Source organism: Rummeliibacillus pycnus (assembly GCF_002884495.1).
Taxonomy (GTDB): Bacteria; Bacillota; Bacilli; order Bacillales_A; family Planococcaceae; genus Rummeliibacillus; species Rummeliibacillus pycnus.
In genome coordinates this window covers 3,524,533-3,547,932 of record NZ_KZ614145.1, presented here as the reverse complement: position 1 = coordinate 3,547,932, position 23,400 = coordinate 3,524,533, and the positions used below count along the sequence as shown (strand labels likewise).

At 38.0% G+C, this 23,400-nt stretch carries 19 protein-coding genes and 3 rRNA genes; 3 read left to right on the top strand and 19 right to left on the bottom strand.

Annotated elements, in window-relative coordinates; all coding sequences use genetic code 11:
* From rrf to CEF14_RS17300, 4 genes are all read right to left on the bottom strand, one after another.
* Positions 1-117 (bottom strand): 5S ribosomal RNA (rrf, locus tag CEF14_RS17315).
* A gap of 169 nt (positions 118-286) precedes the next feature.
* Positions 287-3,215, bottom strand: a 23S ribosomal RNA gene (locus tag CEF14_RS17310).
* 311 nt (positions 3,216-3,526) lie between these two features.
* Positions 3,527-5,076: ribosomal RNA gene (locus tag CEF14_RS17305) — 16S ribosomal RNA — on the bottom strand.
* Together the 16S, 23S and 5S rRNA genes form the textbook arrangement of a ribosomal RNA operon.
* Before the next feature lie 341 nt (positions 5,077-5,417).
* On the bottom strand, positions 5,418-6,293 hold the full coding sequence (locus tag CEF14_RS17300; RefSeq protein ID WP_102693977.1) for a nucleotidyltransferase-like protein: 876 nt from the start codon (positions 6,291-6,293) through the stop codon (positions 5,418-5,420).
* A 131-nt stretch (positions 6,294-6,424) separates the two neighbouring features.
* Between CEF14_RS17300 and CEF14_RS17295 the strand changes: the two genes are divergently transcribed.
* Positions 6,425-6,802 (top strand): YgzB family protein, encoded by a 378-nt coding sequence (locus tag CEF14_RS17295; protein WP_102693976.1) that lies wholly within the window; start codon positions 6,425-6,427, stop codon positions 6,800-6,802.
* 223 nt (positions 6,803-7,025) lie between these two features.
* Here CEF14_RS17295 and perR read toward each other — a convergent pair whose 3' ends face one another.
* The 3 genes from perR to bcp all read right to left on the bottom strand — a co-directional run bounded on the left by perR (position 7,026) and on the right by bcp (position 9,134).
* Positions 7,026-7,469, bottom strand: a complete 444-nt coding sequence (gene perR, locus CEF14_RS17290; RefSeq protein ID WP_211284632.1) for a peroxide-responsive transcriptional repressor PerR — start codon at positions 7,467-7,469, stop codon at positions 7,026-7,028.
* Positions 7,470-7,713: 244 nt separating this feature from the next.
* Positions 7,714-8,658 carry a D-2-hydroxyacid dehydrogenase gene (locus CEF14_RS17285; protein ID WP_102693974.1) on the bottom strand — a complete coding sequence of 315 codons (945 nt, stop codon included), beginning with the start codon at positions 8,656-8,658 and terminating at the stop codon, positions 7,714-7,716.
* 2 nt (positions 8,659-8,660) lie between these two features.
* Positions 8,661-9,134: a thioredoxin-dependent thiol peroxidase gene (bcp, locus tag CEF14_RS17280; RefSeq protein ID WP_102693973.1), complete on the bottom strand. Its 474-nt coding sequence runs from the start codon at positions 9,132-9,134 to the stop codon at positions 8,661-8,663.
* 235 nt (positions 9,135-9,369) lie between these two features.
* Between bcp and CEF14_RS17275 the strand changes: the two genes are divergently transcribed.
* Positions 9,370-10,464 carry an FUSC family protein gene (locus tag CEF14_RS17275; protein ID WP_102693972.1) on the top strand — a complete coding sequence of 365 codons (1,095 nt, stop codon included), beginning with the start codon at positions 9,370-9,372 and terminating at the stop codon, positions 10,462-10,464.
* A 47-nt stretch (positions 10,465-10,511) separates the two neighbouring features.
* On the opposite strand, the gene nikC is transcribed toward CEF14_RS17275, so the two are convergent.
* The 9 genes from nikC to mutY all read right to left on the bottom strand — a co-directional run bounded on the left by nikC (position 10,512) and on the right by mutY (position 20,680).
* Entirely contained in the window at positions 10,512-11,405 is an 894-nt protein-coding gene (gene nikC, locus CEF14_RS17270; protein ID WP_102694453.1) for a nickel transporter permease, read from the bottom strand.
* Positions 11,406-11,429: 24 nt separating this feature from the next.
* Positions 11,430-12,434 (bottom strand): ABC transporter permease, encoded by a 1,005-nt coding sequence (locus CEF14_RS17265; RefSeq protein WP_102693971.1) that lies wholly within the window; start codon positions 12,432-12,434, stop codon positions 11,430-11,432.
* A gap of 115 nt (positions 12,435-12,549) precedes the next feature.
* Positions 12,550-14,163, bottom strand: coding sequence for an ABC transporter substrate-binding protein (locus CEF14_RS17260; protein WP_102693970.1), 1,614 nt, complete (start codon positions 14,161-14,163; stop codon positions 12,550-12,552).
* 24 nt (positions 14,164-14,187) lie between these two features.
* Positions 14,188-15,177, bottom strand: a complete 990-nt coding sequence (locus CEF14_RS17255; protein ID WP_102693969.1) for an ABC transporter ATP-binding protein — start codon at positions 15,175-15,177, stop codon at positions 14,188-14,190.
* The gene (locus tag CEF14_RS17250) at positions 15,149-16,171 is read right to left on the bottom strand and encodes an ABC transporter ATP-binding protein (RefSeq protein WP_102693968.1); all 1,023 of its coding nucleotides are present in this window, start codon (positions 16,169-16,171) and stop codon (positions 15,149-15,151) included. The genes CEF14_RS17255 and CEF14_RS17250 overlap by 29 nt, the downstream gene beginning before the upstream one ends.
* Before the next feature lie 559 nt (positions 16,172-16,730).
* On the bottom strand, positions 16,731-18,476 hold the full coding sequence (locus tag CEF14_RS17245; protein ID WP_102693967.1) for an ABC transporter ATP-binding protein: 1,746 nt from the start codon (positions 18,474-18,476) through the stop codon (positions 16,731-16,733).
* A 130-nt stretch (positions 18,477-18,606) separates the two neighbouring features.
* A complete protein-coding gene (ntdP, locus tag CEF14_RS17240; RefSeq protein WP_102693966.1) occupies positions 18,607-19,155 on the bottom strand; it encodes a nucleoside tri-diphosphate phosphatase in 549 nt (182 codons plus the stop codon).
* A gap of 133 nt (positions 19,156-19,288) precedes the next feature.
* Positions 19,289-19,549, bottom strand: coding sequence for a gamma-type small acid-soluble spore protein (locus CEF14_RS17235; RefSeq protein ID WP_102693965.1), 261 nt, complete (start codon positions 19,547-19,549; stop codon positions 19,289-19,291).
* A gap of 66 nt (positions 19,550-19,615) precedes the next feature.
* Positions 19,616-20,680 carry an A/G-specific adenine glycosylase gene (gene mutY / locus CEF14_RS17230; RefSeq protein WP_102693964.1) on the bottom strand — a complete coding sequence of 355 codons (1,065 nt, stop codon included), beginning with the start codon at positions 20,678-20,680 and terminating at the stop codon, positions 19,616-19,618.
* A gap of 133 nt (positions 20,681-20,813) precedes the next feature.
* On the opposite strand from mutY, the gene CEF14_RS17225 reads away from it, so the two are divergent.
* Positions 20,814-21,788: a metal-dependent hydrolase gene (locus tag CEF14_RS17225; protein WP_102693963.1), complete on the top strand. Its 975-nt coding sequence runs from the start codon at positions 20,814-20,816 to the stop codon at positions 21,786-21,788.
* Between the two features lie 150 nt (positions 21,789-21,938).
* On the opposite strand, the gene CEF14_RS17220 is transcribed toward CEF14_RS17225, so the two are convergent.
* The 3 genes from CEF14_RS17220 to recX are packed head-to-tail and all read right to left on the bottom strand — an operon-like array spanning position 21,939 to position 23,324.
* Positions 21,939-22,196, bottom strand: a complete 258-nt coding sequence (locus CEF14_RS17220) for a YfhJ family protein (RefSeq protein ID WP_102693962.1) — start codon at positions 22,194-22,196, stop codon at positions 21,939-21,941.
* Positions 22,196-22,522 (bottom strand): YfhH family protein, encoded by a 327-nt coding sequence (locus CEF14_RS17215; RefSeq protein ID WP_245890203.1) that lies wholly within the window; start codon positions 22,520-22,522, stop codon positions 22,196-22,198. Before CEF14_RS17215 ends, CEF14_RS17220 begins: the two co-directional genes overlap by 1 nt.
* The gene (recX, locus tag CEF14_RS17210; protein WP_102693961.1) at positions 22,515-23,324 is read right to left on the bottom strand and encodes a recombination regulator RecX; all 810 of its coding nucleotides are present in this window, start codon (positions 23,322-23,324) and stop codon (positions 22,515-22,517) included. Before recX ends, CEF14_RS17215 begins: the two co-directional genes overlap by 8 nt.
* Positions 23,325-23,400 lie beyond the last annotated feature (76 nt).

Here is a 23,400-nt window from a genome sequence, read left to right as displayed (position 1 = left end):
GCCTAGCAACTTCCTACTCTCGCAGGAGGACAGCCTCCAACTACAATCGGCGTTAAAGAGCTTAACTTCTGTGTTCGGCATGGGAACAGGTGTGACCTCTTTGCCATCATCACTAGACTATTTTGTTAAGGACAAGAATTATTATACCATATCAGGAGAAGAAATCAAGTGTTTTTTTCTATTTCAGAAAAATTTTTCTTCATTATGTGATTAATGATTACTAATCACTATAAATCTTGTTCTTTCAAAACTGAATAAACATTCATTGAAGTTCTTAAATCAACTTTTGGTTAAGTCCTCGATCGATTAGTATTCGTCAGCTCCATGTGTCACCACACTTCCACCTCGAACCTATCTACCTTGTCGTCTTCAAGGGATCTTACTTACTTGCGTAATGGGAAATCTCATCTTGAGGGGGGCTTCATGCTTAGATGCTTTCAGCACTTATCCCGTCCACACATAGCTACCCAGCGATGCTCTTGGCAGAACAACTGGTACACCAGCGGTGTGTCCATCCCGGTCCTCTCGTACTAAGGACAGCTCCTCTCAAATTTCCTACGCCCACGACGGATAGGGACCGAACTGTCTCACGACGTTCTGAACCCAGCTCGCGTACCGCTTTAATGGGCGAACAGCCCAACCCTTGGGACCGACTACAGCCCCAGGATGCGATGAGCCGACATCGAGGTGCCAAACCTCCCCGTCGATGTGGACTCTTGGGGGAGATAAGCCTGTTATCCCCGGGGTAGCTTTTATCCGTTGAGCGATGGCCCTTCCATGCGGAACCACCGGATCACTAAGCCCGTCTTTCGACCCTGCTCGACTTGTAGGTCTCGCAGTCAAGCTCCCTTGTGCCTTTACACTCTGCGAATGATTTCCAACCATTCTGAGGGAACCTTTGGGCGCCTCCGTTACTCTTTAGGAGGCGACCGCCCCAGTCAAACTGTCCGCCTGACACTGTCTCCTACCCCGCTTAGGGGTACGGGTTAGAATTTCAATACAGCTGGGGTAGTATCCCAAGGACGCCTCCACCGAAGCTGGCGCTCCGGTCTCTCTGGCTCCTACCTATCCTGTACAAGCTGTACCAAAATTCAATATCAGGCTACAGTAAAGCTCCACGGGGTCTTTCCGTCCTGTCGCGGGTAACCTGCATCTTCACAGGTACTATAATTTCACCGAGTCTCTCGTTGAGACAGTGCCCAGATCGTTACGCCTTTCGTGCGGGTCGGAACTTACCCGACAAGGAATTTCGCTACCTTAGGACCGTTATAGTTACGGCCGCCGTTTACTGGGGCTTCGGTTCTCACCTTCGCTTGCGCTAAGCAATCCCCTTAACCTTCCAGCACCGGGCAGGCGTCAGCCCCTATACGTCACCTTACGGTTTTGCAGAGACCTGTGTTTTTGCTAAACAGTCGCCTGGGCCTATTCACTGCGGCTCTCTCGGGCTTGCACCCTACTAGAGCACCCCTTCTCCCGAAGTTACGGGGTCATTTTGCCGAGTTCCTTAACGAGAGTTCTCTCGCTCACCTTAGGATTCTCTCCTCGACTACCTGTGTCGGTTTGCGGTACGGGCACCTCCTACCTCGCTAGAGGCTTTTCTTGACAGTGTGAAATCAGGAACTTCGCTCATACGAGCTCGCCATCATAGCTCAACGTTATAGAGAGCGGATTTGCCTACTCTCACGTCTTACTATTTAGACGCACATAACCAACAGTGCGCTTACCCTATCCTACTGTGTCCCCCCATTACTCAAATGGTAGGGAGGTGGTACAGGAATATCAACCTGTTATCCATCGCCTACGCCTGTCGGCCTCGGCTTAGGTCCCGACTAACCCTGAGAGGACGAGCCTTCCTCAGGAAACCTTAGTCATTCGGTGGATGGGATTCTCACCCATCTTTCGCTACTCATACCGGCATTCTCACTTCTAAGCGCTCCACCAGTCCTTCCGGTCTGACTTCACAGCACTTAGAACGCTCTCCTACCACAGACATCGTAGATGTCTATCCACAGCTTCGGTGAATTGTTTAGCCCCGATACATTTTCGGCGCAGCGTCACTCGACCAGTGAGCTATTACGCACTCTTTAAATGGTGGCTGCTTCTGAGCCAACATCCTGGTTGTCTAAGCAACGTCACATCCTTTTCCACTTAACAATTACTTTGGGACCTTAGCTGGTGGTCTGGGCTGTTTCCCTTTTGACTACGGATCTTATCACTCGCAGTCTGACTCCCGTGCATAAATCACTGGCATTCGGAGTTTGTCTGAATTCGGTAATCCGGGATGGACCCCTAGTCCAAACAGTGCTCTACCTCCAGGATTCTCTATCACGAGGCTAGCCCTAAAGCTATTTCGGAGAGAACCAGCTATCTCCAAGTTCGATTGGAATTTCTCCGCTACCCACACCTCATCCCCGCACTTTTCAACGTGCGTGGGTTCGGGCCTCCAGTAAGTGTTACCTTACCTTCACCCTGGACATGGGTAGATCACCTGGTTTCGGGTCTACGACCACATACTCATTCGCCCTATTCAGACTCGCTTTCGCTACGGCTCCGTCTTTTCAACTTAACCTTGCATGTAATCGTAACTCGCCGGTTCATTCTACAAAAGGCACGCTATCACCCATTAACGGGCTCTAACTACTTGTAGGCACATGGTTTCAGGATCTCTTTCACTCCCCTCCCGGGGTGCTTTTCACCTTTCCCTCACGGTACTGGTTCACTATCGGTCACTAGAGAGTATTTAGCCTTAGGAGATGGTCCTCCCAGATTCCGACGGAATTTCACGTGTTCCGCCGTACTCAGGATCCACTCTGGAGGGAATGAACTTTTGACTACAGGACTGTTACCTTCTTCGGTAGGTCTTTCCAAACCGCTTCGTCTAATTCATTCCTTTGTAACTCCGTATAGAGTGTCCTACAACCCCAAGAGGCAAGCCTCTTGGTTTGGGCTCTTCCCATTTCGCTCGCCGCTACTAAGGGAATCGAATTTTCTTTCTCTTCCTTCAGGTACTTAGATGTTTCAGTTCCCTGAGTCTGCCATCATGACGCTATGTATTCACGTCAAGATACTGTCCCATTACGAACAGTGGGTTCCCCCATTCGGAAATCTCCGGATCATAGCTTACTTACAGCTCCCCGAAGCATATCGGTGTTAGTGCCGTCCTTCATCGGCTTCTAGTGCCAAGGCATCCGCCATGCGCCCTTAATAACTTAACCTTCAGTTTTCAATACACATCGCATTACGTCGTCAATTTCACTCGTTCAAATCCTCATGCACCAAAGTGCACTCCGGTTTTCACTCACTCATTTCCTAGTACTACTCGTGTCTTGAAACCTTTTACAACTTTCAAGTTATTAAGCCTAAAAAATTTAAAACTTAATATAAAAAAATGTGTTACTTAAGAATTTCTTCAATGTCGTTTTATCCAGTTTTCAAAGAACAAGTTTTGAAAGCGATGAGCCTTCAAAACTGAACAGCAACCGTTAATCTTACAGACCCAAGGTCTGTATTCCGAAATATTCCTTAGAAAGGAGGTGATCCAGCCGCACCTTCCGATACGGCTACCTTGTTACGACTTCACCCCAATCATCTATCCCACCTTCGGCGGCTGGCTCCAAAAGGTTACCTCACCGACTTCGGGTGTTACAAACTCTCGTGGTGTGACGGGCGGTGTGTACAAGGCCCGGGAACGTATTCACCGCGGCATGCTGATCCGCGATTACTAGCGATTCCGGCTTCATGTAGGCGAGTTGCAGCCTACAATCCGAACTGAGAACGGTTTTATGAGATTAGCGTGCTCTCGCGAGTTAGCGACTCTTTGTACCGTCCATTGTAGCACGTGTGTAGCCCAGGTCATAAGGGGCATGATGATTTGACGTCATCCCCACCTTCCTCCGGTTTGTCACCGGCAGTCACCTTAGAGTGCCCAACTAAATGATGGCAACTAAGATTAAGGGTTGCGCTCGTTGCGGGACTTAACCCAACATCTCACGACACGAGCTGACGACAACCATGCACCACCTGTCACCAATGTCCCCGAAGGGAAAACTCTATCTCTAGAGTGGTCACTGGGATGTCAAGACCTGGTAAGGTTCTTCGCGTTGCTTCGAATTAAACCACATGCTCCACCGCTTGTGCGGGCCCCCGTCAATTCCTTTGAGTTTCAACCTTGCGGTCGTACTCCCCAGGCGGAGTGCTTAATGCGTTAGCTGCAGCACTAAGGGGCGGAAACCCCCTAACACTTAGCACTCATCGTTTACGGCATGGACTACCAGGGTATCTAATCCTGTTTGCTCCCCATGCTTTCGCGCCTCAGCGTCAGTTGCAGACCAGAAAGTCGCCTTCGCCACTGGTGTTCCTCCAAATCTCTACGCATTTCACCGCTACACTTGGAATTCCACTTTCCTCTTCTGCACTCAAGTCTCCCAGTTTCCAATGACCCTCCACGGTTAAGCCGTGGGCTTTCACATCAGACTTAAGAAACCGCCTGCGCGCGCTTTACGCCCAATAAATCCGGACAACGCTTGCCACCTACGTATTACCGCGGCTGCTGGCACGTAGTTAGCCGTGGCTTTCTAATAAGGTACCGTCAAGGTACGTTCATTTCCTAACGTACTTGTTCTTCCCTTACAACAGAGTTTTACGATCCGAAAACCTTCATCACTCACGCGGCGTTGCTCCATCAGACTTTCGTCCATTGTGGAAGATTCCCTACTGCTGCCTCCCGTAGGAGTTTGGGCCGTGTCTCAGTCCCAATGTGGCCGATCACCCTCTCAGGTCGGCTATGCATCGTCGCCTTGGTAGGCCGTTACCCCACCAACTAGCTAATGCACCGCGGGCCCATCCTGTAGTGACGCCCGAAAGCGCCTTTCAACATTTCACCATGAGGTGAAATGGATTATCCGGTATTAGCTCCGGTTTCCCGAAGTTATCCCAGTCTACAGGGCAGGTTGCCCACGTGTTACTCACCCGTCCGCCGCTAAATCAGAGGAGCAAGCTCCTCGTCATTCGCTCGACTTGCATGTATTAGGCACGCCGCCAGCGTTCGTCCTGAGCCAGGATCAAACTCTCCATAAAAGTAAAGTTTGAAAGCTCATTTGCTTTGCTAGCGTTATCTATTGATAACATTTTGTCCTTGTCACTAATAGAAGTTAGTGATCAAAGTTTATTGATTAACGTTTGCTTGTTCAGTTTTCAAGGTTCATGTCTTGTCGTAATCTTGACGACTTTTATATCTTATCACTTTAATTCTTAACTGTCAAGAACTTTTTTGAAAAAGTTTTTCAGTATAATTTCTCGTGATTTCTTAGTACGTCTTAACGACACTTAATATAATACATCAGTTTTTTTATTGAGTCAACATTTTTTTGTAAAATAATTTCTCACATCGAAAAGTGTGATGTTGATTCGATACACAACTATTTTAAAGATTGTTCTATTTTATAATGCCTATGAAAGATTTGGTTACTTTTTGTTTCTATGTTTTCAGCCTGAATATACCCCTTACTAATTAGAAACTCAATAAACACTTCCAAATCAACAGAGTAGTTTTTCAATTCTTCTTGTTCATGCAATTCTTGAATTGTCCAATTATCTTTTTCAGACATTACATTTATTATATGCCGTGCCCCATCAGCTGTACGTGAATGGATTAAGAACTCACTCGCTAAAAACAAAAGCTCTAATCTTTTATTAATAGTTTCTTCACTTGCTATTAGCTCTTCATATAATTTATAAATTTCGGGATCAATTTGTTTTACTTGAGACCATACTGTTACTTCAGGATATAATCCCTTATCTAATACCGCAAGACGAGCTAAATGATGGAGAGATTCTACAACATGATTATAAGCATCTAAGTAATTGTTCTCTTCAAAACATACTTTACCTTCTAAATAATGACGAATTAACTTTGCAAACTCGATGCCCATTTTGATATTTCTGCCGTAGAATGGGAAGTCTTTTAAATTCTGTTTTAAATTACTTACATATTCATTTCGATCAAACATTATTTTCCCAAATAAAATCCAATCGATTAGCTTTTTATTCGTCCCTACAAGTAACCATTTATGTAATTGTTTTTCAGTTATTATATGCATTGCTGCTTTTTGATTTTCAAATGTATAGTGTTTTGTATAGACCGGCACACGATTGTCTTTTGTTATGATTAAAAGGATTGTATCAAATGTATCCGTAATCGGACTTACATCTTCTCTTTTTTCTACAATAATAACCCCTAGGGTATTTGGTTGGCTCGCACGTTCTTGGTATATTGGACGAAGTAATTGCTCCATAAGAATCCTCCTAGAATAAAATCTCTATATAATAATCTTTCGACAGTAAAATTTAGATTCCTCTTTGAAGTTTCAAATCATATTGCCTAACTATTCTGTTTTTAGTATCCTAAAGTTTAGGAGGCTTACAAATGAAATCCAATAAGAAACCCTATAAAAGTAAAATTAATAAAATACGTACTTTTGCTTTATCACTCATTTTTATCGGCTTTATCATCATGTATGGCGCCGTAATCTTTAGGGAATATAAATGGTTAGTAGTCATTTTTATGACTCTCGGCGTGCTATGTATCATTGGTAGCACAATGGTTTATGCTTGGATTGGCTTTCTATCAACACAAGCAGTTCTGGTTGAATGTCCAAACTGTCATAAACATACAAAAGTATTAGGACGTGTAGATATGTGTATGTTCTGTAGTGAACCTTTAACATTGGACAAGTCTTTAGAAGGTAAAGAGTTCAATCAAGATTATAACAATAAAACAAATCGGAAGCATAAAGAATCGTAAAACAGATACTACTAAACCAGTTTTACGAGCAGTGATCTTAAGCATAATGTTCTCATTCTATTTTATATCCATACTGCTCGTTAAAAAAGTACCTCGCTTATACCAAGACGAGGTTTTTTTAATGCATCAGAACCTAAAATAGTCTACCACAAAAATTCATAATATAGAAAAAAAGCTATACATTGGTTTCTTTACCATCATATGTATAGCTTTTTGTGTTTAATTATTGTAGTTTTGTTGCTTTTTCTGCACATTCAGGGCATGTTCCGTAAACTTCCAGACGGTGAGAGTTTACTTTAAAACCTGTAACATGAGCTGCGAGATGTTCCACTTCATCGAGTCCTGGGTAATGGAAGTCTACAATTTTACCACATGATTCACAAATAATATGATAGTGCTTGCTTGTTACAAAATCAAAACGACTTGCGTTATCTCCATAAGTCAATTCTTTTACAAGACCTGATTCACGAAAAACACGTAAATTATTATATACAGTAGCAACACTCATATTAGGAAATTTATGCTCTAATGCTTTATAGATATCATCAGCAGTAGGATGTGACATTGATTCAATTAAGTATTCTAAAATCGCATGACGTTGAGGAGTAATCCTTACGCCAGTTGTCTTTAGCGTGTCTAGTGCATTTTTCAATTGCATTTCGGACATCGCCATGCACCTCACTTCATAAGTATTATTTATTGATAATCGTTATAATTAGTTTACTTAATATGTGGTGCAAATGTCAATATTTCTACCTACCGATATAGTGTATTCCTTATACTTTGAACGATTGATTCTTATTTTCATTCGAAAAACAGCCGTAATTTGTTATGTAGATGTGATAATATTCTCATTTATTTTCTCAATTACATAAACGCTAATGAAAGTTTATCCACTTATGATAAAAACATTAGTATCCTTTTTGAGGGTTAATGATATTTTCAAGCTGTTTGTCTCCTGCTAACCACTTTTTCAAGTTTGGCTTAAAGATATCGAAGCTACGTTCTAAATACCGAGAAGAATGACTTGAAACATGCGGTGACACTGTCATATTCTCCATCGACCAAAATGGGTGATCTACTGGTAGTGGTTCTTCTTCAAATACATCACAAACAGCATACGCTATTTCTTTTTGCAAAAGTGCCTGTAATAATACATCCGTGGCCACTAGATCGCCACGGCCAAAATTCATAAAAATTGCACTTTCTTTCATCGCTTTAAAATGCTCTATTCCCAATAAATAATGCGTTTCTTTCGTACTTGGTAATACTGAAATTACAATATCCACTTCAGGTAATACAGTCATCAATTCATTGAATTTAACCATATCATTCATATAGTTTGCGTTCTTCCCAGAGCGATTACAACCTATTGTTTTAACACCAAAACATTGTAGTATACGGCCAATTTCTCCTCCAATTGCACCAGGACCTAAAATCAATGCGGTTGAATCTCTTAATTCTTTGGATTTGGATTTACGATTCCATTCTGCATTTCTTTCCTTTTCATAAATCCACGGTAGTGAACGTTTATATGCCAGAATATGTGCTAATACTGATTCTGCCATCGGTACTTTGTGAATACCACGTACATTTGAAACGATAATCCCTCTTTTTGCTATTTCAGCTAATGGCATTTTTTCAAGTCCTGCAGATACTACCATAATCCATTGCAGCTTAGTAGCAACTTCAATATGACTCTCTGTTAAATCTTCACCGTATGTTACTAAAATCTCAGTTTTTTTTAATATATCTTCCTCAACTGAGTTACGAAAGATAAAATCTTGACCTGGGAATTCCTGCAATAGTTCTTCTTTTAAATCAGGGCGTGGGTCAAATGTAAAATATATTTTCATGCTTATTCCCCTTTACTACGTAAATAGGTTAACACTTCTTCAATATGATTTTTGACACGCACTTTACGCCATTCTTTTTCAACTATTCCTTCTTTATTGATTAAAAAAGTAGAGCGTTCAATTCCCATATATTCACGACCATACATTTTCTTTAATTTCCAAACACCATATGCTTCTGCTACTGCATGATCTGAATCAACCAGTAACGAAAAAGGTAGTCCATGTTTTTCTATAAACTTTACATGTTTATTTTCATCATCTGGGCTAACCCCTAAAATGACAGCATCTAATTCGGAAAAATCCTGATATGCATCCCGGAAGTCGCATGCTTCTGTCGTACAACCAGGTGTCATATCTTTAGGATAAAAATAAAGTACGACCGATTTTTCGCCTTTAAAATTAGCTAATGAAACCGTTTCTCCCTTCTCATTGACTAGTGAAAATAATGGTGCATTTAATCCTTCTAACATTGTCATGATAAAACCTCCATTTCGTATACATATCAATATTGTAACAATTTATTTGATTTTAGGATGTATTTTAAATTCAATCATGCCATACATTCTTAAGGTGTTCTTTTATTAAAGAAATAATATACTTATAGTAATAGAGATGGTTAAATATAAATATTATAGAGATATTGACCAATGACCCTTTATCGTTTAAAGTACCAGAATATAGTATATAGAAAGTGAGGTTACCCATTTTCACATGAAATTAGGTGCCCGAATATTAAAAACCGGAGTCGCTATTGTGTTGGCTTTATTTGTAGCTAAAGCATTACAATGCCCATCTCCTATATTTGCAGGAATTGCTGCTATTTTTGCGATGCAACCTTCCCTTTATCGATCATATCGAACAATCATTGAACAGATTCAAGGAAACATTATTGGTGCGGTTGTGGCCGTAGCTTTTGGTTCCATTTTTGGGCATGAATTCGTTGCCGTTGGCTTAGCAGCGATTGTTACTTTATCAGTAATGATTAAATTCAAACTGGAGGACAGTATCTCATTAGCCCTTGTAACGATGATCGTTATTATGGAAGTTCAAGGCGAGCAATTTATGATGTTTGGCCTTATTCGTTTTGCTACGGTAATGATTGGTGTACTAGCAGCATTTGCTGTGAATCTTCTATTCCTACCGCCGAAATACGAAACACGCCTTTTTGCATCGATTAATATTGTTCAAGATGATATTATACGTTGGATCCGCTTGGCAGTTCGACAAGCCTCAGAGCATACTTCTACAAAACAGTCATTACGAACATTGAAACAACGCTACGAACGTATAAAGACTTTATATAATCTATACAAAGAAGAACGAGCATATTTTGGCAAAAATAAATTCGTCAAAGCACGTAAACTAGTAGTTTATCGACAAATGATCTTAACGACTAAAAAAAGTATCGAAGTATTAAACAGACTACATTTACATGAAAATGAAATGGCTAACTTACCGGAACGTTTTCGAATTATGATACAAGAACGGTTAGATTATTTACTAACTTATCATGAACAATTATTTTTGAAATATACAGGTAAGTTAAAGCCAGAACATACTACATGGGTTGGGCAGGAAGAATATCTTCAAAGAAATGAAGTAATGGATATATTCGCTCAGCATATTGTGTTAGCTCATACAGATGAATCAGAAGAGGAATTCTCAAGCTATCATCTATTGCATATTCTTTCACGTATATTAGATTATGAGGAAAATCTTGAACATCTGGATACATTGATTATGTCTTATCAAAGCCACCATAACCATGAAGTTTTGAAAGTAGAAATAGATGACCGAATCATATAAAAAAACCTCCATTCGTCCATAAAAATAGACGTTTTGGAGGTTTTTTATTAGTTTTTCATTTTCGGATCTAGTGCATCTCGGAGACCATCCCCCATGAGGTTAAACCCTAATACTGTTAACATAATTGCCAAACCCGGGAATATCATCGTCCATGGTGCATTGACTAAATAGATTCTAGCATCAGCTAACATTTTGCCCCATTCTGGTTGTGGAGCTTGAGCCCCCAGTCCAAGGAACCCAAGTGCTGCTGCTTCGATAATTGCAGATGCAATTGCAAGTGTACCTTGTACAATAACTGGCGTCATAGAGTTTGGCAAAATATGCGAAAATAATATTCGGGAATCTTTCATCCCTATTGCTTTAGCCGCAGTAATATATTCTTCTTGTTTAATACTCAACACTTTTGAACGGATTAATCTTCCAAAGTTAGGAATATTAATGATTGCAATTGCAATAAGAGCATTATTTAACGATGGCCCTAATACAGAAACTATTGCAATAGCTAGCAGGATACTTGGAAATGCTAATAATATATCGAAAATGCGTGAAATAATAGTGTCTACAAAACGTCCATAATAACCTGCTATAATTCCCAAAACACTCCCAATTACAACGGAACCAATAACAGAAAAGAAACCGACTTTTAAAGAAATTCTAGCTCCCAGTACTACTCTAGAAAATATATCTCTACCAAAATCATCCGTACCAAACCAATGTTCAGCAGACGGTGCCTTTAGCCGATTGCTCAATTGTTGTTCATTGATACCTTGAGGTGCAATGACTGGTCCAAATATAGCTAATAAAATGAAGAAAGCCACAATAACTGCTCCAATAAGCGCAACTTTGTTTTTCTTAAAACTCCGCCATGCTTCTTTCCATGGACCAGCCGCCTGTTCCTTCTGTGTTAAGCTAGTGCTAGATGATGGTACATTCGGTGCCATATGAGACAAATTGGACTCCCCCTCTTAGTTGTATTTAATCCTTGGATCAATAACGCTATACAAAATATCAACAAATAAATTAATCATGATAAAAATAAACGCGATCACTAATATTCCGGATTGAATAACGGGATAATCGCGGAAACCGATTGCATCATAGATATAACGTCCGATTCCTGGCCAGCTAAAGATTGTTTCAGTTAAGATCGCACCACCAAGCAACAAACCCATTTGTAAACCAATAACTGTTAGCACAGGGATAATTGCATTTTTTAATGCGTGTTTGTATACAACCCAAAACATCTTTTGGCCTTTCGCACGAGCGGTACGAACATAATCTGAACGCATTACTTCAAGCATACTTGACCTTGTCATCCGTGCAATTATAGCCATCGGAATAGTTGCCAATGCAAAAGCAGGTAAAATTAAATGCTGAACAACTACGACAAGTTGATCAAAATTACCTTGGAGAATTGTATCTAGAATATATAAGTACGTGATTGGATTAACAGGGTTTCGTGCATCCTCACGCCCCGATGTAGGTAACATATCTAATTGAATACCAAACACCCATTGTTCCATCAAACCTAACCAGAAAATAGGCATTGATACTCCAATTAATGCAATAATCATTGCCATATAATCAAACCATGAATTTTGGAACCAAGCTGAAATAATGCCTGCATTTACCCCAATAATGACGGCTAATATAATTGCACATAATGATAACTCTAATGTTGCTGCTAAATACGGCCAAAGTTCGCTAGCTACCGGTACTTTTGTACGCATAGATTCACCTAAATTACCTGTTACTAGATCACCTAGATAGTGAAAATACTGCACATACCATGGATTATCTAATCCCAGACTTGCTCGCAATGCTGCTACAGCTTCTTTCGTGGCTTGTTGCCCCAAAATAACTTGCGCAGGATCTCCTGGAATTGCACGGATAATCAAGAATACGATGAACGTCATTCCGAGCAAAACAGGGATCAACTGTAATAAACTTCTACCGATATAGTGAAGCATATTCTTCACCTCTCCATCCTCTTGTTGTAAAATTCACTTTTGTAAAAACTCGCTTTCTACTATTAAAGAGTAAAAAGCGAGTTTAATCCTATATTGGATAGTTAGTAATCTCTAACTATTTAATATCTACATTTGATAAAATATCAGAACCTGTTGGGTGTGGGTAGAAGTCTACGATATTCGCTTTACCTGCTAATAATGGTGTAGAATGAGCAAGTGGTACCCATGGTGCTTGTTCTGAAATAATCACTTGAGCCTTTTTGTATAGTTCATTACGTTTTTCTTCATCTGTCTCTGTTTGTGCTTCTAATAATAATTTATGTGTTTCTTTGTTTTTGAAGAATGTATAGTTATTACTTCCGATGTTACTTTCATCTAATAATGTGTATAAGAAGTTATCTGCGTCTCCGTTGTCACCTGTCCAACCAAGTAAGAAAGCATCTGCTTCCCCTTTAGCAGCTTTTTCAAGATAAGTAGCCCACTCGAATGAAACAATTTTAGCCTTCATACCAACATCCGCCAAATTCTTTTGGATTGCTTCAGCCACTTTTTGTCCATCTGGCATATATGGACGTGGTACTGGCATTGCCCAAAGTTCAATTTCTTTCCCATTATAGCCTGCTTCTTTTAATAACTCTTTTGCTTTTTTAGGATTATATTCATATCCTTTCACATCATCGTTATAGCCTTCGATTACTGGAGGCATTGGGTTCTTCGCTACTTGAGCTTTACCTTCGAAGAATGCATCAACAATTGCTTGTTTATCGATTGCATAGTTTACAGCTTGACGAACTTTTACATTATCAAATGGTGGACGAGTAGTTGTTAAACCTAAGTATCCAACATTCATCGACGGACGTTCGAAGATTTGTAAGTTTTTATTACTTTGGATTGAAGCAGCATCTGATGGATTAATACCATCTGCTAAATCAATTTCTCCTGTGTTTAAAGCATTTAATCGTGCTGAGTTATCTGGAATTGAACGGAATACGATTTTGTCTAACTTAGGAAGTCCTTCTTTCCAGTAGTCTTTGTTCTTTTCAATTGTTACGGAATCATTACGTTTCCAAGATACAAATTTGAACGGACCAGTACCCACAGGATTATCCCCAAACTTGTCGCCTTCTTTTTCAAACGCAGTTGGACTTGCAATACCAAATGGACTCATTGCAAGGTTTTTCAAAAATGGTGCTTGAGCTCGATTTAATGTAATGATTAATTTATAATCGCCATCTGCTTTCACGTCTTTAATAACTGCTGCCTTATCTCCTTTAAAACCACCAAACATTGAAGCGAAGTAAGGGAATTTATCAGCATTCCCACTCATCCAACGATTAAAGTTTTTCACAACTGCTTCTGCATTAAAGTCTGTTCCATCATGGAATTTAACGCCTTCTTGTAGATTGAATGTGTATGTTAAACCATCCTTAGAAGTTTCCCATTTTGTTGCAAGACCAGGTTGCAAAGTAGTATCTTGTTTTCCAAAGTTAATGAGTGTTTCGAATATGTTTTGCGTTACTTTGAATGATTCACCATCTGTTACTGTGATAGGATCAAGCGATACTGAATCTCCCCCACGCCCGAATACTAAAGTCTTTTCTTTTTTACTATCGCCAGTGTTTGTATTACTTTCTGTTCCATCTTTTTTATCAGATGAACAAGCAGCAAGTAATGTTGATAATACAAGAACTAGCAATAATCCAACTGACAATAACCTCTTTTTCTTCATTCAATAACCCCCATGTTTGAAATTTTATTTATCATTGTTGTACTGCACATCATAGAGATGGCAAGCAACAGAATGACCTTTCTCCACTTCTACTAACTGCGGTACAACAGATGCACAAACATCCGTTTTGAACGGACATCTAGTATGGAATGTACAACCTGTAGGAGGATTAGATGGACTAGGAATATCCCCCGTTAGTAGAATCTGTTCCCTTGTGAAATCTGGATCTGGTACAGGTACTGCAGATAGCAATGCCTTTGCATAAGGATGCAGAGGATTACTATAAAGTTTTTCACTTTCTGCAAGTTCAACCATTTTCCCTAAATACATAACAGCTACGCGATCACTAATATGTCGTACTACACCAAGATCATGTGCAATAAATATATATGTGAGTTTTAATTCTTTTTGCAAATCTTGCATAAGATTTAAAACTTGTGCTTGGATGGATACATCTAAAGCAGATACAGGTTCATCTGCTATAACAAGTTTGGGATTTGTCATTAATGCTCGAGCAATGCCGACACGTTGCCTCTGACCACCACTAAATTGATGAGGATAGCGTTTCGCATGATAACTGGATAGTCCTACAATTTCTAATAACTCATTAACTCTTCTTTTACGTTCTTTTGCATCCCCTATTCCGTGCACAATCAATGGTTCTTCTAGGATTTTTCCTATTGAATGTCTTGGATTTAAAGAAGCATAGGGATCTTGAAAAACCATTTGTATTTCCCTTCGTACTTTACGCATTTCAACATTAGATAATTTAGCTAAATCCTTTCCTTCAAATTCAATAGAACCTGCAGTAGGATCTAATAATCGCATAATCATTCTGCCAGTTGTTGATTTTCCACACCCTGATTCACCAACAATCCCTAGTGTTTCACCTTCATTAACATAGAAAGATACATCGTCAACTGCCTTTACACTACCTTGCTCTATGCCGAGTATTCCTTTACGGATAGGAAAATATTTCTTTAAATTATTTACTTTCAATAGCGGTTCTGTCATCAATAAATGCCCCCTTTCCTTCGTGCAAGAAGCATCGCGTTTTATGTACTTCAGATGTCTGATATAATTCTGGGTTTTCTTGTGCACAACGATCAAAAGCAAATTCACAACGTGCAGCAAATCGGCATCCCTGTTTTACTGAACCAGGCTTCGGTACATTTCCTGGAATTGAATATAGTCGTTGTTTCTTATATCTCATATCAGGGACAGAATTGATCAATCCTTTTGTGTATGGATGCTCTGGTTTTTTGAAAATAACATCAATTGGACCTTCTTCTACAATTTGTCCACTATACATCACTACAACTCTTTCACATGTCTCTGCGACAACACCTAAATCATGTGTGATCAGCATAACTGCTGTATTTAATCGTTTGTTTAAATCCTTCATTAGTTGCAAAATTTGTGCTTGGATTGTAACATCTAATGCTGTTGTAGGCTCATCCGCTATTAAAATTTTTGGGTCACATACTAGGGCCATTGCAATCATGACACGTTGACGCATGCCCCCAGATAATTGATGGGGATATTCTTTTAGTAACTCTTCAGCTCTTGGGAGCCCTACTAATTTCATCATTTCTATAGCACGTGCAGAAGCCTTTTTCTTTGACCAATCTTTGTGATGAATTAATATAGCTTCTATTAACTGATTACCAATTGTAAACAAAGGGTTCAAAGAAGTCATTGGCTCTTGGAAAATCATCGCAATTTCTTTCCCCCTAATTTTCCTTAACTCTTTTTGAGAATATTCAGTTATATTTTTGCCTTCTAATAGTATTTCACCGTTTGTAATCTTTCCAGGTGGAGATGGTACTAATCCCATGATTGATAACGAGGTCACACTCTTGCCACAACCAGACTCGCCAACAATGCCAAGAATCTCCCCCTCTTTGAGTGAAAAATCGATACGATCAACAGCTGTAATAGCGCCATCATCTGTAAAAAAAGTAGTTTCTAATCCTTTAACTTGTAAAAGGTCTTTTCGATGGTTCATTGTTGTCACTCCTTTAAGAGCCATATTTTCTACTTTATTCACTTTTTTACATTCTATTATTATTTATATATAAATTGCAATATATTTCAGATTATTTAATAAATTATATTTTTTATAGGTGAGTTAATGGTGGAAAACGGTTCTTATAGGAAGCGCGGACATTTTTCATATAGAGCCGTCCAGAAAGTAAAATCAAACCGTCCACAAAATGATACTTTACTGCTATATTGATTTTCGTTTTTCAGGTGGTCGCTTTTTGTCGTTCACGGCCTCAGCCTTCTTCCCTCGCTATGTCAGTTCCGATGCTTCAACTCATCTATTACAATAAACTCCACTGAAATACATCAAGGAAATGCGAAAGTATTTTCGTGGACTTCAACTCACGAAACGTAGATCAACAAGTTCTTCCTTTAAATAAAAAAATCTGCTTACTTCTAATATAGAAATAAGCAGATTTTTATCTTTTCTCTAGTATTTTCTTTAAGCAAAAACTACTTTTTAGATAGCTCCATCATAATTTTTATAAGGAATTTACTATTATACTTAAATAATAGTAAATTTAATCCAACTTTTGTACTTGGAACAAATCATGATAAATACCATTTTGATTCATTAACTCATCATGAGTGCCTTTTTCTTTTAGTTCACCATGATCAATGACTAAAATTTGATCTGCATGGGTAATCGTTGATAGACGGTGAGCGACAATTACAGTTGTTCGATTATGTGCAAGGCGATCTAGAGATTCTTGAATTAATGCCTCACTTTCTAAATCTAGAGCAGATGTTGCTTCATCTAAAATTAGAATGGGAGGATTCTTTAAGAACACACGTGCTATAGCAACACGTTGCTTTTGCCCACCGGAAAGTTTAACGCCTCTTTCCCCAACCTTTGTATCATAGCCTTCTGGTAATGACATGATAAAGTCATGAGCATTAGCAGCCTTTGCAGCAGCTATCACTTCTTCATCTGAAGCGTTTGGATTTCCCATTAAAATATTTGATTTTACTGAATCACTAAATAAAATATTATCTTGTAATACTATCCCAATTTGTGAACGTAATGATTTTATAGTTGTTTTTCGAACATCTATTTCATCTACTTTAATGGCTCCTTCTACTACATCGTAAAAGCGAGGAATTAGACTAATTATAGTGGACTTACCTCCACCACTCATTCCTACAAGTGCTATAGTTTGTCCTGGAGCTATGTGAAAATTAATGTTTTTTAGAATATCTTTCCCTTTTTCATCATAACGGAATGTCACATTTTCAAAATCAATTTTCCCTTTCACCGGTGGTAATTGTTTTGCATAAGGAACGTCTTTAATCTCATATTCTTTATCAAATAATTCAAACATACGGTCCATAGATGCAGTTGCTTGAGTTAGAGTAGTGGATGCATTTACAAGACGACGTAGTGGATTATACAAACTATCAATGTAGGCAATAAAAGCTGCCATTGTTCCTACTGAAAGATTGCCATGAATTACTTGAAATCCCGCATAGCCAACAACAATAAGTGGTGCAATACCTGTAATTGTATTAACTACAGCAAACGTTTTTGCATTCCACCGTGTATGTTCTAATGCTTTGTTCAGAAAGTTTCCATTGGTATCTGCAAATACACTTTGCTCATGCTTTTCAAGTGTAAAGCTTTTGATAATACTCATACCTTGAACTCGTTCATGTAAATAACTTTGTACACCTGCAAGTGCTTTTGAACGTTCTCTAGTTAGTGATCTTAAACGAGCAAAAAAGTAACGTACACTAATTGCATAGAATGGAAATGCAATTAATGAAACTAGCGTTAACTTCACATCTAATTTCATCATTATGCCAATTGCTATTAAAATTGTACATAAATCAATCCAAACGTTCATCAACCCTGTCATAACAAACTCTTTTGTTTGCTCAACATCATTGATCATGCGAGAAATAACATCTCCAACACGATTATTTGAATAGAATTTTAAGCCAAGTTTTTGAACATGCGCGTATAATTTCTGACGAATATCATAAAGAATTTTATTGCTTACTCTTTGTGCAAAATATTGACGATAGTATTCAACTGGTGGGCGAATAATAAAGAATAATATTGCTGTTCCTCCAAGCCAGTAAATTAAATCTTTCGTTTTTTCATTACTTGATAAATGATTATTACCAATAATATCATCAATCACTATTTTGATTAGCACTGGTGTAAAAAGTGGAATAGCAAATTTCAATACACCGAGTATAAAGGTAAATAAAATGTCAAATCGATAAGGTTTGACGAAGCGCAAATAGCGTTTCATACTCCCCATTTCAAATCACTTTCCTTTCAAGTGAAAGGAGTTGCCCAAAGCTACATTTGGGCAACTCCTTCACGCGATTTCTGATAAAGTAAGAAGAAATGTCCCAAAAGTGGTTTACGCACTTGTGAGACATCCTAAGTTACTCATCCGTTTCGTGTAACTGTCTTTGGAATTCATAACGACTTGTCCAAGCATCAATAAAATCAGGAGCAAATGGACCTCTTCTTTGCTGAATCCAACTAATTAGTTTATCTACATTAGATTTTAGGATATGGTCAATTACAGGTGGATATCCCATAGCCTTCTTATGTTGTTCATACTCATCTTCATCGAGTAATGTGTAAGACATATCTGGAAAGACTTTAACATCTAAATCATAATCAATATATTTTACCGCATTATGATCAAATACAAATGGCGAACTCATATTACAGTAGTAATATACTCCATCTTCTCTTAACATACAAATAATATTGAACCAGTGCTCTGCGTGAAAATAGCAAATCGATGGTTCACGTGTAACCCAAGTACGCCCGTCTGACTCGATTACAAGTGTTCTTTCATTCGCACCGATTACTATATTTTTGGTAGCCTTCAAAACCATTGTTTCCTGCCAAACTCGGTGGATGTTGCCATTATGCTTATAACTATGTATTTGTATTATTTCCCCTTCTGACGGAAGTGCCATTCAAAAGCCCACCTTTTTTAACAAACACTCCTCTAGGAGCGTTCTTTTGTAACATTATAACAATCCTAGCGGAAAACTTGTAGCAAAAAATTGGTGAAGGTATAAATCCTTCACCAATTGGGGAAATTTCTAGTTAAAAATTGTTTTGTTGATTTTGTTGAGCATATTTACCTGAAGCTTGAGCTTTGTTTTGCTCTGCTTGTTGGTTTTGTTTTTTTACCTCATTTAAATTTGTTTCAGAACCAAACTCTTCAGCAGCTGATTGACCAAATTGACCAGAAGCTTGAGCTTTGTTTTTTTCAGCTTGTTGGTTTTGTTTTGCTATTTCTTGAATGTTTGTCTCTGAACCAAATTCTGTACTAGCATTTTTTGAATTGGTAAAATTCTTCTTCATTGAAAATCACCTCCACGCATTATAATTTGTGCATAAAGGTTTTTTTTATACTATACAATCGAATAATTAATTTTCTTTTTTGTAATGTTCCCAAATTTTCAGCATGGGTACTGGCATTGGCAATTCCTTCATTTGGTCAATGGTAAACCAATCGCTATTTTCTGGAGCATTACCTATTTGCTCTACAATTAAACGATAGCTATCCATATGCCATACAAGATGGGAGAAAACATGTTTGAATGATAGCAATTTTTCACGATTAATTAGTTCGACTTGAAAAGCAGTAGAAAGGAGAGACTCATTTGTATGTTGGATGTTACTCTTTTGCTCGAACATCGGAAATTGCCACATATTCGCAAGCAATCCTTTTTCAGGCCTTTTTTCTAACAGAAATTGTCCTTTTTTATTTTGTACAACAAAGACATCATAATGGAGATTTTTTGTTTTTACTTTTTTCGATTTTACAGGTAGCTCTTCTGGATTTCCTTCATTAAAAGCTGTACAAAATTCTCTTACAGGACAAAGTAAACATTTCGGAGACGTTGGTGTACATACTAGCGCTCCTAATTCCATTAATCCTTGATTAAATTCTGATGGATGTTCTGTATCAATTAATTCCATTACCGCATTTTCAAATATTCTCTTGTTTTTAGGTACCGCAATATCAGCATCTATTAACAGTACTCTACTAAGTACTCTCATAACATTACCATCCACTGCATGTTCAGCTCTATTATAGGCAATACTTAATATTGCACCTGCAGTATAAGGGCCAACTCCTTTAAGTTTTGAAATTTCAGGACGGTTATCAGGAACTTTTCCATTATAGGTTTCAACAACTTCTCGAACACCCGCTTGTAAATTCCGTGCTCTCGAGTAATAACCGAGCCCTTCCCATTGCTTTAATAGTTTTTCTTCAGGTGCTTCAGCTAATATCTCTGGAGTTGGAAATTCTTCCATAAATCGATTATAGTATGGAATTACAGTATCTACTCTTGTTTGTTGTAGCATTACTTCAGAAACCCAAATTTTATAGGGGTCTTTTGTCTTTCTCCAGGGTAAATCTCTTTTTTCTTTTTGAAACCATTCGACTAATGATTGTTGAAATTGTTTTTTATATTGATAATACATGACACTCACCTAGGTTATTTCGATTTTATTTCACATAAAAAATGGACATTATAGTGTAAACTAGTGCATATAAGTACTTTTTTATGAAAATTTTATATTTTCTGTCTCCCTACAAAATAAGGAGTTGATCATCTTGGATTCTGGCACACATTTAGTTATGGGGATTGCTTTGGGGGGTCTCGCTTTAGTTGACCCAGTTGTTGCTCATAATTCACCAACCACAGCAGCAGTTATTACAGGCATGATTGTTGGTTCTCAAGCTCCCGATATTGATACAATTTTAAAATTACGTGGCAATGCAATTTATATTCGGCACCATAGAGGGATCACACACTCTATTCCAGCAGTTCTATTATGGCCTATTTTGATTACCGGTTTTCTTTCTATTATATTTCCTGGTGCGAATCTTTTACATCTTTGGCTTTGGACATTTTTTGCTGTATTTTTACATGTCTTCGTTGATATCTTTAATGCATATGGAACACAAGCGCTAAGACCTTTTTCAAAACAATGGATTGCACTCGGATGGATTAATACATTTGATCCAATAATTTTTGCACTCCACGTCATTGCTCTTATGTTTTGGGCATTTGGAGCCAATCCAGTTCCAACGATGTTTACATTGTATGGGGTTATTCTCATCTATTATATCATTCGATATTTAATGCAAAAATCCGTAAAAAGAGCTGTTCGCAATACAATTCCTGGTGCCGAGCGAATCATTTTGTCACCTACATCACACTTTTTTCAATATCGAATAGCTGCAAATTCTGCTACCCATCATTATGTTGGACGAGCATACGGACGATCCATAACGATTTATGATAAGTTTCTAATTGAGCCTTTGCCTGATACTCCTGAAATCAAGGCAGTTATGAAGGACCCAAATTTTACATCATTTATCTCCTTTTCTCCTTTATATAGATGGGAAGTAGCTGATATTGAAGACAATCTAATCGAAGTAAGGCTGATTGATTTACGTTATCGCAGTAACAATCGCTATCCTTTTGTTGCAATCGCTCACCTTAATCAGAATTACGAAATTGTAAACTCCTTTACCGGGTGGATTTTTAGTGAGGATAAATTACAGAAGAAGCTTGTGGTATAAAGTGAAACTTCCATAAAAATTTATAATATATCTGCTATTGGATGAAGTAGATATACAATTTTAGTACCTTCTTAACCTTGAGATAAGGGCCTTACTTTTCGTTATTGCTAGATAAACATAGTGACCGTTCCAACAATGGAACGGTCATTTTTATTCTACTTCATCTAATAAATGTGCATATTTCGGATTACGGCCAGCGAATTCATGTAACTGTGAACCGTAACTTTCAATCCATTGTAAAATAATTTTTTCAGTGATCTCAGCTCCACGATACTCGTAACCTGCTTTAGCATATGTGGATTCAAAATCTGACCATAGTAGTTCAATCCAAACACGTGCTTTTTGTTCGGAAACACTAGGATTTTTGGCACATAATTTAGCAACTAACTCGTTTACCTTTTGCTCCACTAAAAAGCCTCCTTGACTGGTGTTAACATTGAAATAGGAAGTGCTTCTTCATAATGATTTCCACCTAAGCGATATCCCCATGCATAAACACCTTTTAAATAATCCACTTGAAAGAACATGCCTGGATCGTTCTCGATACGATAAATTTCACCTGGTTTAAAGTCATCTGGGTTTAATAAGTAAGCTTGTGCTAATAATGCTTTTCTTTCATAAACAGCAAATTCATTTAAAATTCCAAGTTGTTCAGCTTTACGTGCCTTTTCTTTCAATGTAGCTATCGTTTCACGTAATTCATTGGGGGTCATTTCATTAAATTTTTTATCCATTGTATTGCTCCTTTTGTTCTATAAACATTTCAATTTTATCAATAGGGAAACCTTTTTGATAGAGTGACTGCTTTACTCGCATCTTTAATTCATAATTACTATATTTAGAAGCATACTTATTCCAAACTTTATCTCCTTGCTTACGAATCATTTCTATCCATTCTTCTTCTTCTTTAGAGAATTCAATTTCGTTTAGGACTTGTTCTATGATTGTAAAAGAGTATCCTTTTCGAATAAGCATTTCTTGTATCTTCTGCTTCATTTGGCTAGGTGTTTTTCGATGCTCATTTCGTACAGCTTTTTCGGCTAATTGCAAAGCTATTTCTAATTGTTCCTTCTCAGAAAAAGAATGTAGGACTTGCTGTTGAAGTTTTTGATCAATTCCTTTTTTCTCCAAATCCTTTTGGATAGCTCTAGGGCCTTTTTTTGCTGTTTTCTTTTTCGTCTCTAATAATGCTTTTGAATAGCTTTTATCATTTAAAAATCCTAGCTTCTTCAATTTTTGTAATGCTTCTTGAATAACAGCTTCACCAAATTCTAATTTTTTCAGTTTTTGATGAACTTCATATTCGCTTCGCATTTGATAACTTAAAAAGGATAATGCACGATTGAATGCTCTTTGAATCTCATCGTCAAAAGCAATTTCGTCAATTGTTAAATCATCAATCGTCTTCCCTTTTGTTAGACTATACTGAATTAGAATAGCTTCATCAATACTAAACGCATATTCTTCATTTAAATAAATATTATAACGTTGTTGATTTCGTTTTTGACGTGTAATTTTTGTAATGACTCGCGACATTCAATCCCTCCTTTGCTATGCTTAGTATACAACTTTTCAATCCTAACATCATGTAAAGTGTTTACATATAGTATAT

Coding starts and splice junctions, on each gene's coding strand:
- CEF14_RS17300 (WP_102693977.1), bottom strand. CDS start 6,293: ATGGAGCAATTACTTCGTCCAATATACCAAGAACGTGCGAGCCAACCA.
- CEF14_RS17295 (WP_102693976.1), top strand. CDS start 6,425: ATGAAATCCAATAAGAAACCCTATAAAAGTAAAATTAATAAAATACGT.
- perR (WP_211284632.1), bottom strand. CDS start 7,469: ATGTCCGAAATGCAATTGAAAAATGCACTAGACACGCTAAAGACAACT.
- CEF14_RS17285 (WP_102693974.1), bottom strand. CDS start 8,658: ATGAAAATATATTTTACATTTGACCCACGCCCTGATTTAAAAGAAGAA.
- bcp (WP_102693973.1), bottom strand. CDS start 9,134: ATGACAATGTTAGAAGGATTAAATGCACCATTATTTTCACTAGTCAAT.
- CEF14_RS17275 (WP_102693972.1), top strand. CDS start 9,370: ATGAAATTAGGTGCCCGAATATTAAAAACCGGAGTCGCTATTGTGTTG.
- nikC (WP_102694453.1), bottom strand. CDS start 11,405: ATGGCACCGAATGTACCATCATCTAGCACTAGCTTAACACAGAAGGAA.
- CEF14_RS17265 (WP_102693971.1), bottom strand. CDS start 12,434: ATGCTTCACTATATCGGTAGAAGTTTATTACAGTTGATCCCTGTTTTG.
- CEF14_RS17260 (WP_102693970.1), bottom strand. CDS start 14,163: ATGAAGAAAAAGAGGTTATTGTCAGTTGGATTATTGCTAGTTCTTGTA.
- CEF14_RS17255 (WP_102693969.1), bottom strand. CDS start 15,177: ATGACAGAACCGCTATTGAAAGTAAATAATTTAAAGAAATATTTTCCT.
- CEF14_RS17250 (WP_102693968.1), bottom strand. CDS start 16,171: ATGAACCATCGAAAAGACCTTTTACAAGTTAAAGGATTAGAAACTACT.
- CEF14_RS17245 (WP_102693967.1), bottom strand. CDS start 18,476: ATGGGGAGTATGAAACGCTATTTGCGCTTCGTCAAACCTTATCGATTT.
- ntdP (WP_102693966.1), bottom strand. CDS start 19,155: ATGGCACTTCCGTCAGAAGGGGAAATAATACAAATACATAGTTATAAG.
- CEF14_RS17235 (WP_102693965.1), bottom strand. CDS start 19,549: ATGAAGAAGAATTTTACCAATTCAAAAAATGCTAGTACAGAATTTGGT.
- mutY (WP_102693964.1), bottom strand. CDS start 20,680: ATGTATTATCAATATAAAAAACAATTTCAACAATCATTAGTCGAATGG.
- CEF14_RS17215 (WP_245890203.1), bottom strand. CDS start 22,522: ATGGATAAAAAATTTAATGAAATGACCCCCAATGAATTACGTGAAACG.
- recX (WP_102693961.1), bottom strand. CDS start 23,324: ATGTCGCGAGTCATTACAAAAATTACACGTCAAAAACGAAATCAACAA.